The sequence below is a fragment of the Mycobacterium sp. 1245805.9 genome, from assembly GCF_001672915.1.
Lineage (GTDB): Bacteria > Actinomycetota > Actinomycetes > Mycobacteriales > Mycobacteriaceae > Mycobacterium.
This window is the reverse complement of record NZ_LZKR01000066.1, coordinates 1-12,557: the sequence shown is the minus strand read 5'-3', so window position 1 is coordinate 12,557 and position 12,557 is coordinate 1. Positions and strand designations below refer to the sequence as shown.

Annotated in this window: 7 protein-coding genes; 3 read left to right on the top strand and 4 right to left on the bottom strand. The window is 70.6% G+C overall.

The annotated features are described in order from the left end of the window. The 3 genes from A9X00_RS10105 to A9X00_RS10095 form a co-directional block, all read left to right on the top strand. Positions 1–3,902 (top strand): SDR family NAD(P)-dependent oxidoreductase (locus A9X00_RS10105; RefSeq protein ID WP_156772023.1); only part of this gene is annotated, 3,902 nt, incomplete at its 5' end. A gap of 2 nt (positions 3,903–3,904) precedes the next feature. After that, complete coding sequence (locus A9X00_RS10100) at positions 3,905–6,979, top strand: type I polyketide synthase (protein WP_067152497.1); 3,075 nt, start codon at positions 3,905–3,907, stop codon at positions 6,977–6,979. Between the two features lie 183 nt (positions 6,980–7,162). After that, positions 7,163–8,224, top strand: a complete 1,062-nt coding sequence (locus A9X00_RS10095) for a type III polyketide synthase (RefSeq protein WP_067152495.1) — start codon at positions 7,163–7,165, stop codon at positions 8,222–8,224. Here the strand turns inward: A9X00_RS10095 and A9X00_RS10090 are convergent. The 4 genes from A9X00_RS10090 to A9X00_RS10075 form a co-directional block, all read right to left on the bottom strand. Further along, positions 8,207–9,490, bottom strand: coding sequence for a cytochrome P450 (locus tag A9X00_RS10090; RefSeq protein WP_082974979.1), 1,284 nt, complete (start codon positions 9,488–9,490; stop codon positions 8,207–8,209). The genes A9X00_RS10095 and A9X00_RS10090 overlap by 18 nt on opposite strands. Before the next feature lie 40 nt (positions 9,491–9,530). After that, on the bottom strand, positions 9,531–11,303 hold the full coding sequence (locus A9X00_RS10085; protein WP_067152494.1) for an ABC-F family ATP-binding cassette domain-containing protein: 1,773 nt from the start codon (positions 11,301–11,303) through the stop codon (positions 9,531–9,533). Between the two features lie 7 nt (positions 11,304–11,310). After that, on the bottom strand, positions 11,311–11,994 hold the full coding sequence (locus tag A9X00_RS10080; protein WP_082974976.1) for a PAS and ANTAR domain-containing protein: 684 nt from the start codon (positions 11,992–11,994) through the stop codon (positions 11,311–11,313). Positions 11,995–12,079: 85 nt separating this feature from the next. Beyond that, positions 12,080–12,557 (bottom strand): enolase C-terminal domain-like protein (locus A9X00_RS10075; protein WP_304441547.1); only part of this gene is annotated, 478 nt, incomplete at its 5' end.

Below are 12,557 nucleotides of genomic sequence, written 5' to 3'. Positions count from 1 at the left end.
GCGTCCAACAGGCCGAGACGCTGGGGGCAGGGGTGTTCGTCGAGGTGGGGCCCGGCAAGGCGCTGACGGCCGCGGTGGCGCAGTCGTCGACCACCGACGCGGTGGTGTCCGTCGCCAAGGACCGGGCCGAGGTCGAGTCGCTCCTCACCGCGGCCGCGCGCCTGTTCACCGCCGGGGTGCGCGTGGACTGGGCCGCGACGTTCGCCGGCCTCGACCCCCAACGCGTCGAGCTGCCCACGTATCCCTTCCAGCGCCGCAGGTTTTGGCTGTCGGCGGAGATGGTGGGGTCGCGCGACGTCGACGGGCTGGGCCTGGCCGGGACCGACCATCCCCTGCTGGGTGCGGTCGTGGATCGGCCCGATTCGGGCGAGGTGGTGTTGGCGGGCCGGTTGTCGCTCGCGGCGCAACCATGGCTGGCCGATCACGTGGTCGGCGGGGTGGTGCTGTTTCCCGGGGCCGGCTTTGTCGAGTTGGCGCTGCGTGCCGGCGACGAGGTCGGCTGTTCGGCAATCGAAGAGCTCACGCTGTCGGCGCCGCTGGTGCTGCCGGCAACCGGCGGAGTCCAGGTGCAGGTGCTGGTGGGTGTCGCCAACGAGGTGGGCGCTCGGACCTTGTCCGTGTATTCCTCAGGCGTGCAGTCGGATTCGGGCTGGGTGCTGCACGCCGAGGGGATGTTGACGACAAGCCCGGTACATCCGATCGCGGATTCCTCGGCATGGCCGCCGGTGGGAGCGGTCGCCGTCGACGTCAGCGGCGCCTACGAGCGCATGGCCGGCCGCGGCTACGGCTACGGCCCGGCGTTCCGGGGGCTACGGAGCGTGTGGCGGCGCGGGACGGACATCTTCGCCGAAGCCGCCGTCCCGCAGGACGCCGGGGTGGCGTTGGGCGGGTTCGGGATTCACCCGATGTTGCTCGACGCGAGCCTGCACGCCCTGGGGGTGGGCAGCGAGCAGGATCAGATTCTGCTGCCCTTCTCCTGGCAGGGCGTGACGTTGCACGCCGCGGGCGCGACGCACGTGCGGGTCCGGATAGCCCCGGCGGGGTCGGGGGCGATGTCGCTGGAGATCGCCGACGCGGCGGGGCTGCCCGTGTTGTCGGTGCGCGAGTTGGTGGTTCGCCCGGTGTCGTCCGAGCAGCTGGCGGCGGCGGGCCGTCCCGGCGGCGGGCTGCTCGAGGTCAGCTGGTCTCCGGTTTCGCCGAACGACGATGCGGCGGGCGAGCGCGCGGAGGTGTGGGAGTACGCCGCCGGCACCGGGGGTGCGGTGGAGTCGGTGCACGCGGCCACCGCCGAGGCGCTGGAGGTGTTGCAGTCGTCCCTGGCCGCCGATCGAAGCGGGCCTTTGGTGGTGCTGACCCGCGGCGCGGTGGGGCTGGCCGGCGAGGACGTCACGGATCTGGCCGGCGCGGCGGTATGGGGGCTGGTGCGTTCGGCGCAGGCCGAGCATCCGGGGCGGGTGGTTTTGGTCGATTCCGACGGGTCGCTCGACGTCGAGTCGGTAATCGGTTGTGGTGAACCGCAATTGGTGGTCCGCAAGGGCGTGGCCTACAAGGCACGGCTGACGCCCGTGGAGTCGGGCCCGGCGCTGGAGCTGCCGGCGGGCGGCTGGCGGCTGGCCGCCGGGAGCGGCGGGACGCTGGAAGACTTGGTGGCCGAGCCGTGCCCCCGGGCGGAAGTGGCCGCCGGTCAGGTGCGGGTGGCGGTGGCCGCGGTCGGCGTGAACTTCCGGGATGTGCTGGTGGCACTCGGGATGTACCCGGGTGCGGCGCAGTTGGGCGCCGAGGGCGCCGGCGTCGTCGTCGAGGTGGGCCCGGAGGTGACCGGCCTGGCCGTCGGTGACCCGGTGATGGGGATCCTGGGCTTGGCTGGTTCCGAGGCGGTCGTCGATCAGCGGTACGTGGTGCGGGTGCCGCAGGGCTGGTCGTTGACCGACGCCGCGGGTGTGCCGGTGGTGTTCTTGACGGCGTGGTACGGGTTGTCGGTGCTGGCCGGGCTGCGCGCCGGGCAGCGGGTTCTGGTGCACGCCGCCGCCGGCGGGGTCGGCATGGCGGCCGTCCAGCTGGCCCGGCACTGGGGCGCGGAAGTGTTCGTCACCGCGAGTCGCGGCAAGTGGGAGACGCTGCGCGCCATGGGCTTTGCCGAAGACCATATCGGCGACTCGCGTTCCCTGGAATTCGAGCAGAAGTTCCTGGCGGCCACGGACGGGGCCGGCGTGGACGTGGTGCTCAACTCGCTGGCCGGCGAGTTCACCGACGCGTCGCTGCGGTTGCTCGCGTCGGGCGGGCGCTTCATCGAGATGGGCAAGACCGATCTGCGTGACCCGCAGGCGATCGCCGCGACCCATCCCGGTGTCGAGTATCGGGCGTTCGACCTGATGGAGGCCGGGCCCCAGGACATCCAGGAAATGTTGGTCGAGCTGGTCGGGCTGTTCGAGGCCGGCGCCCTGCGGCGACTGCCATTGCGGGCCTGGGACGTGCGCCGCGCCGTCGAGGCGTACCGGTTCGTCAGCCAGGCCCGCCACATCGGCAAAGTGGTTCTGACGCTGCCGAACCGGCCCGGCGTCGGGCTGGCCGGCGGCACGGTATTGATCACCGGCGGCACCGGCATGGTCGGCGGCCTGGTGGCTCGTCACGTGGTCAGCCGGTACGGCGTCCGTCACGTCGTCTTGGCCAGCCGGCGCGGCCAAAGCGCCGACGGTGCCGACGAACTCGTGGCCGACCTGACGCGGGCGGGTGCCACGGTCCACGTGGTGGCCTGCGACATGAGCGACCGCGCGGCGGCCGCGGACTGGCTGGCCGGGCTGCCCGAACAGCATCCGTTGAGCGCGGTGATCCACGCCGCCGGCGTGCTCGACGACGCGGTGATCGCCTCATTGACGCCCGAGCGCCTCGACACGGTGTTGCGGGCCAAAGCCGACGCCGCCTGGAACCTGCACGAGCTGACCCGGGACCTGAACCTCGCCGCGTTCGTGGTGTTCTCATCGATGGCCGGGGTCGTGGGCGCACCCGGTCAGGGCAATTACGCGGCGGCCAACAGCTTCCTCGACGCGCTGGCGGTGCACCGGCAGGCCAGCGGGCTTCCCGCAGTGTCGGTCGCCTGGGGGCTATGGGAACAAGACTCCGGTATGACGCAGCACCTCGCCGATCGCGACAAGGCCCGGATCAGCCGGGTCGGGCTGGCCCCGTTGTCCGGCGAGCAGGCGCTCGATCTCTTCGACACCGCGCTGCTGAGCGAACACCCCGTCGTCGTGGCCACCCGCCTCGACCGGGACGCGCTCGCCCGCAACAGCGCGGCGCTGCCTCGGCTGCTGAGCGGGTTGGCCAACCGCCCCGCCCGACGCGTCGTCGACCACGTCGAGATCGCGATGGCCTCGACGGGCCTGCGGGCTCGGCTGGCCGGCCTGACCCCCGAGCAACGCCACCGCGAACTGGTGGATCTGGTGTGCGGCAACGCCGCCACGGTGCTCGGTCACAGCAGCGCGGACGTCGAGGCCCAACAACCCTTCCAAGATCTCGGCTTCGATTCGCTCACCGCCGTCGAACTGCGCAACCGGCTGAAAAATGCCACCGGGCTTACGCTTTCGCCGACCCTGATCTTCGATTACCCGACGCCCGCCGCGCTGGCCGAGCATCTGCAGGTCCAGCTCGCCGCCGGCCCGAGCGCCGAAAAACCCGACCCGATGGCCCGTTTCAACGACGTCGTCCGGGAACTCCAGACGCTCATCGATCAACCCGGCTTGCACCCCGACGACAAGAAGCGCATGACCGCGCGCATCGAGATGCTGCTGACCCTGAGCACCGCTCAATCCGACCCCGCCGCCCACGACGAGCTTTTCGACGACGACATCACAACAGCCACCGAGAGCCAGCTGTTCGCCATCCTCGACGAAGAATCCGGCCCCTGACCGTGCGCGCGGCAGACGTAGCGATCATCGGGATCGCCTGCAGGTTCCCGGCCGCCGCCAACCCCGCCGAACTCTGGGGTGTGCTTCGCGACGGACTGGAGGTCACCCGCGTCGCCGAGGGGCAAACCCGCCGAGAGGGGCTGCTGGACAACGTCGCCGAGTTCGACGCGGACTTCTTCAACGTGTCGCCGCGCGAGGCCGGCGCGATGGATCCCCGCCAGCGGCTGGCGCTGGAGCTTGCCTGGGAGGTCCTCGAGGACGCGTTCCTGGTGCCGGAAAGCCTGCGCGGAGAACAGGTCGCCGTCTACCTCGGCGCGATGAGCGACGACTATGCGGTGCTGACGCTCGACTCCGCGGAACACGTCGACCACCACTCCTTCGCCGGAATCAGCCGGGCGATGATCGCGAACAGGATTTCCTACGCCTTGGGCCTGAACGGCCCGAGCATGACGATCGATTCCGGCCAGTCGTCGTCGCTGGTGGCCGTCCACGCCGCGACCGAAAGCCTGCGCTCGGGCGCATCGAAGCTGGCCATCGCGGGCGGTGTCCACCTGAACCTGGCGAGCGAGACGTCCCTGCTGGAAAGGGAATTCGGTGCCCTGTCGGCATCGGGGCACACCTATGCGTTCGACGCCCGCGCCGACGGTTACGTGCGCAGCGAGGGCGCCGGCCTGGTGTTGCTGAAGCCGTTGCGCGCCGCCATCGAGGACGGGGACCGCATCCGGGCGGTCATCCGCGGCAGCGCGGTCGGCAACGCCGGGCACACCGCCGCCGGACAGACAGCGCCGTCGGTTGAGGGGCAGGCCGACGTCATCCGCCGTGCCCTGGGCGATGCGGCCCTCGAACCGGGCGAGTTGGAGTATGTCGAGGCACACGGCACCGGCACGCAGATCGGCGACCCGGTGGAGGCGAACGCGCTGGGGGAGGCGATCGGTAGGCTCCGACAGCGCCCGCTGACCGTGGGTTCGGTGAAGACCAACATCGGTCACGCGGGCGGCGCGGCCGGCGTCGCAGGTTTGCTCAAGGCCGTACTGGCAATCGAAAATGCCGCCATTCCCGCGAGCCTCAACCATGCCGCCCCGGCGACCGATCTGGACGGCCTCGGGCTGCGCGTCAACACCGCGCTGATGCCCTGGCCGGCGGGGGAGGGTCCGCGGCGGGCGGGGGTGTCGTCGTTCGGCATGGGCGGCACCAACGCGCACGTGATCGTCGAGCAGGCGCCCGCGCGCCCGGAAACGCCGGTCACCGAACGGGAAAGCGGGCCGACTGGCTGGGTGCTGTCCGGCCGCTCGGAGCGCGCGTTGGCGAATCAGGCTGCGCGGCTGCATGCCCGGGTGGCCGGTGACCCGGGCCTGGACGCGAACGACGTGGCGTGGTCGTTGGCGACGACGCGCTCGGTCTTCGAGCATCGCGCGGCGCTGGTGGGCGCGGATCGCGAGACCCTGACCGAGGCGCTCGCCGGACTGGCTCACGGCGAGCCGCACCCCAACGCCATCGTCGGCCGGGCGGACGCCCCGGGCACGACGGTGTTTGTCTTTCCCGGCCAGGGCGCGCAGTCGCTGGGGATGGGGGCCCAGCTCTACGGCCGGTTCCCGGTATTCGCGGAGGCTTTCGACGAGGCCGCCGCCGCGCTGGATGACCGGCTTCGCGACGTGATGTGGGGGAGCGACCCAAAGCCGTTGGATAACACCGAGTTTGCGCAGCAGGCGCTGTTCGCCGTCCAGACGGCGCTGGCGGCGCTGCTGCGGCACTGGGGTGTGGTCCCGGATGTGGTGATGGGACATTCGGTGGGCGAGATCACCGCCGCCCATGTCGCGGGCGTCTTGTCGCTCTCCGATGCGGCCAAGGTGGTCGCCGCGCGCGGCCGATTGATGGCCGGGCTGCCCGCGGGCGGCGCAATGGTTGCGGTCGCCGCGGGCGAGGCCGAGGTGACGGAGCTGCTGACCGGCGGGGTGGCAATCGCTGCGATCAACGGACCCGAAGCGGTGGTGATCTCCGGCGCGGAAGCTGCCGTCGGCGCCATCACCCAAACCCTGGCGGATCGGGGCAGGCGCTTCCATCGGCTCGCGGTCTCGCACGCGTTCCACTCGCCGCTCATGGAACCCATGGTCGAAACCTTCGAGGCGGCGGTGTCCGGCATCTCGCCGAATGAGCCGCGAATATCGTTGGTGTCCAACGTGTCCGGTCAGCTCGCGACGCCCGGCTACGGGTCCGCGCGCTACTGGGCCGAGCATGTGCGCCGTCCGGTGCGCTTCGCCGACGGGGTGCGCGCCGCCGAGGCTTCCGGGGCCGGCGTGTTCGTCGAAGTCGGTCCCGGCGGCGGGCTCAGCGCCGCAGCGGAGCAATCCCTGGCGACCGAGCATCCCGTCGCGACGATCACGCTGGCCAGGGATCGCCCGGAGGTGGAGTCGCTCCTCACGGCGGCCGGCCGGTTGTTCACCATCGGCGTGCCGGTCGACTGGAGCGCGGTCCTGCGGCCCGGCCGGCGGGTCGAGTTACCGACGTATGGGTTTGTGCGCCAGAGGTTTTGGCTGGGCGCCGGCACCGATGTGCCTGTACCGGCCGTCCCGCACGAGTCGGCCGAGCGCCTGCGCCAACTGCCGCCCCGCGAGCGTCGTCGGCGCCTGATCGAGCTGGTGGGCGCCCACGCGGCAGCGGTGTTGGGACATTCGGACAGCCGCGCCGTTGATCCGGACCGCGCGTTTCAGGATCTCGGGTTCGACTCCCTGACCGGGGTGGAACTGCGCAACCGGCTCAAAGCCGATACCGGGCTGGCCTTGTCGCGCACGCTCATCTTCGACTATCCCAACCCCGCGGCGTTGGCCGATCATTTGGATCGACAACTGCTGCGCGGAGAGTCCGAAGAATCCGACGAGGAAAAGGTCTGGTCGGTGCTGAGAAAGATTCCGCTTCAGGAACTTCGCAGAACCGGATTGCTCGACAAACTATTGGCGTTGGCCGGCGACCCGGAAAAGTCGCTCGGCGATTCGACGGTCACCGAGGACGCCATCGACTCCTTAAGCCCCGACGCGCTAATTGCGCTGGCGCTCGACGCAAACAAAGACAACGAAGCCTGAAGGTTGAATCCATTTCTGGCGGAACCGATTACGTGACCCGTCGCCCGAAGTAATTTGACATACGTTGAATATCAACTTCTTTGCGATACGGCGTTAAAGCTCTTAGACTTTCCACGTTAAAGCGCGGTTCTCAGCCCCGGGTGAAAGTGGTCGCTTTCAACCGGCCATGACGAAGGGTGGGGCATGAGCGTTATTGCGGGCGTGGTCGGTGCGCTGCCACCGCATCGGTATAGCCAGAACGAGATCACCGACCAATTCGTCGAGTTTCCGGGTCTGAAGGAACACGAGGAGATCGTGCGGCGCCTGCACGCCGCCGCGAGGGTGAACAGCCGCCACTTCGTCCTGCCGTTGGAGCGCTACCCGACGCTGACCGACTTCGGGGAGGCCAACGCGATCTTCATCGACGCCGCCGTCGACCTTGGTTGCGAGGCGCTGTCGGGCGCGCTCGACGAGGCCGGGCTGGAGCCGAAAGCCATCGACATGATCGCGACCACCACGGTCACCGGCATCGCGGTGCCGTCGTTGGATGCCCGCATCGCCGGGCGGCTCGGCCTGCGCCCCGACGTGCGCCGGGTGCCGCTGTTCGGATTGGGTTGCGTCGCCGGCGCCGCGGGGGTGGCCCGGCTCAACGACTACCTGCGCGGCGCGCCCGACGGCGTCGCGGTTCTGGTCGCGGTCGAGCTGTGCTCGCTCACCTACCCGGCCGTCAAACCGACGGTGTCCGGGCTGGTGGGCAGCGCGCTGTTCGGTGACGGCGCGGCCGCGGTGGTGGCGGTCGGCGACCGTCGCGCCGACCAGGTTCGCGCGAGCGGGCCCGACATCCTCGATTCGCGCAGCCGCCTCTATCCTGACTCACTGCAGATCATGGGCTGGAACGTCAGCTCCTCGGGGCTGCAGCTGGTGCTGTCGCCGGACCTGACGACGTTGATCGACCGCTACCTGGCCGACGACGTCAACGGCTTCCTCGCCACACACGGGCTCACCGGGGACGACATCGGCGCCTGGGTCAGCCATCCGGGTGGCCCCAAGGTCATCGACGCCATCACCAGTGCCCTGGAACTCGGCCCCGACGCGCTCGAGCTGACGTGGCGCTCGCTCGGCGAAATCGCCAACCTCTCGTCGGCCTCGGTGCTGCACATCTTGCGCGACACCATCGCCAAGCCGCCGCCCAGCGGTAGTCCCGGGCTGATGCTCGCGATGGGTCCCGGCTTCTGCTCGGAACTGGTGCTACTGCGCTGGCACTGATCGAACCAGTTCGACCGTCAGTCCCGGCTTGGGCGACAGCGCCGCGAGGTTGTGCGCGCGGATGCGCTGTGCGGGCAGCCGCAGCGTGGTCCGGGCCACCAGCCGGGCCAGCATGACGGTCATCTCGGTGGTGGCCATGACCGCGCCGATGCACCGGTGCAGGCCCCCGCTGAACGGAATGAATTCGTGGGGAGCGGGCTTGCGGTAGCCCGGTGCGCCGGCGTCCCAGCGCGACGGCCGGAATTCCGTTGGCTGCGGCCACAGCTCGGGCAGGCGGTGCGTGACGTACGGGCTGAAGATCAGCAGCCGGCCCGCCGGGATGCGGTGCCCGTCGAACGTGAGGTCGCGCATCACCTTGCGCGCCGAGATGACGCCGGGCGGGTACAGCCGCAGCGTCTCGTGCACGACTCCGTTGAGGTAGACCAGCGCGTCGAGGTCGCCGGCGGCGGGCGGCCGGGCGCCGAGCACCCGGCGCACTTCGTCGACGGCGGCATCCCACGCGCCCGGCAGCGACAGCAGCGAATAGATGGCCCAGGCCAGCGCGCCGCTGGTGGTCTCGTAGCCGGCGGTGATCAGCGAAATCACCGCGTCGCGAATCTCGTTGTCGCTCAACGCGTAATCCTCGTCGCCGCGACCGTTGATGAGCATCGTCAGCATGTGGTCGTCGGGCCTGGGCTCCGCGCGGGCGCCGGCGATCTGGGCGTCGACCAGGTCGTCGATGCGTTTTCGCGCCGCCTCCGCCCGTCGCCACGACGGCGCCCGGACCCGCCGCTGCAAAGCCACCGCCTGCGGCAGCATGTGGGTCAGGTCCAGCAGGGGCTGCAGTTGTTCGCCGAGGAAATCGGAGTGGACGGCCATGCGCTGGCCGAAGAGGCTTTCGGCGGTGCTGCGCCGCACCGCGGCGCGGCACTGGCGGTAGATGTCCAGCCGCTGCCCGGGCCGCCATTCGTCGATGACGGCGTCGACATTGGCGACCATGGTCTGCACGTAATCCTGGATCTGTCGGTGGCGCAGCCCCGGCGCGACGACGCTGCGCCGGCGCCGGTGGTCGTCGCCGTCGCTGACGATCAGCGCGGTGGGCCCGTCGACGATGGCCAGGTTCTCGAACGTCTCCCGCCAGCTGAACGCGTCCGCGTTGGCAAACACGAACTTGTTTGCCTCGGCGCCCAGCAGGTAGGTGTAGCCGTGCCGGCCGACGCCGGAATTGAGGACCGGGCCCCGCCACCGGTACAGCGCCAGCAGCGCCTCGCCGGGTGGGTAGCGCACCGGCCGATACGTCTCGCGCATGACTGTGACCATGACTCGATTATTCGAGCAGCTCGGATAGCTCGAGCCAGCGGCTCTCCGTCGCCGCGACCTCGCCCTCCAGGCCGCGCAACTCGCCCGTCAGCCGCGCCAGGCCGACATGATCGGACTGGTCGTGCTCGGCGAGTTCGTGATGCTTGGCCGCGATCCGCTCGGCGAGCCGCGCCAGCTGGCGGTCGACCGCGGCCAGCTCCTTCTCCGCGGTGCGGCGCTCCGCGCCCGACATCCCCGAAACAGCCGCCGGCGCAGCCTCGCTCGACGCGGCGACGGGCCGGCGCGCGGCCAGCCGCAGATACTCGTCGATGCCGCCGGGCAGGTGCCGCAGCCGGCCGTCGAGGATCGCGTACTGCTGATCGGTGACCCGCTCGAGCAGGTAGCGGTCGTGCGACACCACGATCAGGGTGCCCGGCCACGAGTCGAGCAGGTCCTCGACGGCGGTCAGCATGTCGGTGTCGACGTCGTTGGTGGGCTCGTCGAGCAGCAGCACGTTCGGTTCGGACAGCAGCGTGAGCATCAGCTGCAGCCGGCGGCGCTGGCCGCCGGACAGGTCGCCGACCCGCGCGGACAGCTGGCCCTTGCCGAAGCCGAGCCGCTCCAGCAGCTGGGCGGGGGTGACCTCCCTGCCCTCCACCTCGTAGCCGCCGCGCAGCCGGCCCAGCACGGCGGCGATCCGGTCGCCGGCCAGCGAGTCCAGCTCCTCACCGCGCTGATCCAGCACCGCGAGCCGCACGGTCTTGCCGCGCTTGACCCGCCCGCTGTCCGGCGACACCGCGCCGGCGATCAATCCCAGCAGCGTCGACTTGCCGGCGCCGTTGGCCCCGACGATGCCGGTGCGTTCGCCGGGCGCGATGCGCCATTCGACGTCGCGCAGCACCGGTCGGCCCGCATAGGAGACCGACACGTCGAGCAGGTCGACGACGACCTTGCCCAGCCGCGCGGTCGCCAGCTTGGCCAGCTCGACGGTGTTGCGCAGCGGCGGCACGTCGGCGATCAGCTGGTTGGCGGCCTCGATCCGGAACTTGGGCTTGCTCGTCCGCGCCGGCGGGCCCCGCCGCAGCCAGGCCAGCTCCTTGCGCATCAGGTTCTGCCGCTTGGCCTCGGCGGCCGCGGCCAGCCGGTCGCGTTCGACGCGCTGCAGCACGTAGGCCGCGTAGCCGCCCTCGAACGGCTCGACGATCCCGTCGTGCACCTCCCACGTCGCGCTGGCGACCTCGTCGAGGAACCACCGGTCGTGCGTCACCACCAGCAGCCCGCCGGTGTTGCGCGCCCAGCGCTCCCGCAGATGGGCGGCCAGCCAGGTGATGCCCTCAATGTCCAGGTGGTTGGTGGGCTCGTCCAGGGCAATCACGTCCCATTCACCGATCAGCAACCGCGCCAGCTGCACTCGCCGGCGCTGCCCGCCGCTGAGAGTGGAAACCGTTGCATCCCAGGCGATGTCGGACACCAGCCCGCCGACCACGTCGCGCACCCGGGCGTCGCCGGCCCACTGATGCTCTGGTTGGTCGCCGACCAGCGTCCAGCCGACGGTGTGGTCCGGGTCGAGGGTGTCGGCCTGGCTCAGCTCGCCGACCCGCAGCCCGCTGCGGCGGGTCACCCGCCCGGCATCGGGCCGCAGCCGGCCGGTCAGCAGGCCGAGCAGACTGGACTTGCCGTCGCCGTTTCGCCCGACGATGCCGATGCGCGCGCCGTCGTTGACCCCCAGCGTCACCGACTCGAACACGACCTGAGTCGGATATTCCAGACGTATGCCCTCGGCTCCCAGTAGGTGCGCCACCGGGCAATTATTCGAGGGTCAGCAGCGCGTGATCGATGTGGGTCCGCGTGTCGGGCGACGCCTTGCCGGCGACGGCCTCCAGGAAGCGGGCGGCGAGGTCGCGGACCTTGAGGTTGGTTTCCTGGGACCGCCAGGCCAGGATCTCGAAGGCGCGGTCCGCGGAGATGCCGTAGGCGCTCATCAGCACGCCCTTGGCCTGCTCGATCCGGGCGCGGGCGTCGGCCACCGCCTCGAGGACGTGGGTGATGTCGGAGTGCAGCGAGTCGGTGACGTCGACGTAGAACCCGGACGTGCCGATCAGTTCGCCGGTGTCGTCGAGCATGCGGTCGCCCGCGACGACGACGCAGTGGGTGTGTCCGGCGGCGTCGATGATGCGGTGCCTGCTGCTGAACGGCTTGCCGTTGACCACGCGGTCCAAGACGTCGGCGACGCGCTCGCGGTCGTCGGGGTGCTTGTGCCGCAGCAGGAGTTCGGTGGTGGGCTCGACCTGTCCAGGCTCGTAGCCGTGCATGCGTGCGACGGCGTCCGACCATTCCCAGCGCTGGCCGTCCAGGAAGAACCGGAACCTGCCGACGCGCTGCGGCTCGCCCAGGCCCAGCACCAGGTCGAGCGCGCCCAGCTCGGGCTGCCAGGCGTCGTCGGATCGCGCCCGTGGGCCACCCGCGGCTGCATCTTCGAAGTTCACAGCCATCGCGTCTCTCCCGGAATGCTTCGGTTTTGCCGTATCAATGCCCGTTTTCGGGCACGTTCAAGCACCCCGGCCGCACCCAAACCGGTCAGCTGATCCGGTACCGCTCGGCGTCGGCGTGCTTGAATTCCAGCCCCAGCCCGGGTCGGTGCTGATCCGGCCGCAGGAACCCACCGTCGGGGGGCAGGGCGCCGTCGAACAGCGTGTGCTCGATGCGGTGGTGGTCGTGGAAGTACTCCAGGTGCCGCAGGTTGGGAGTCGCGGCGGCGACGTGGGCGTGCAGGTTGGGTGCGCAGTGTCCCGACACGTCGACGTGGTGGGCGGCGGCGACGGCCGCGGCGCGCTGGAAGTCGGTGATGCCGCCGCAGCGGGTGACGTCGATTTGCAGGCAGTCGACCGCGTCGGCCGCCAGCATCCGGCGGAAATACGTGAGGTCGTAGCCGTATTCGCCGGCGGTGACGTCCGGCGTCACCTGGTCGCGCACGCCATGGCCGAGCACGATGTCACCTGGTTCGAGGAACCCGTGTCCTCCGACGACCTGGCCGGGCTGCGGGAGGTGCGCGACC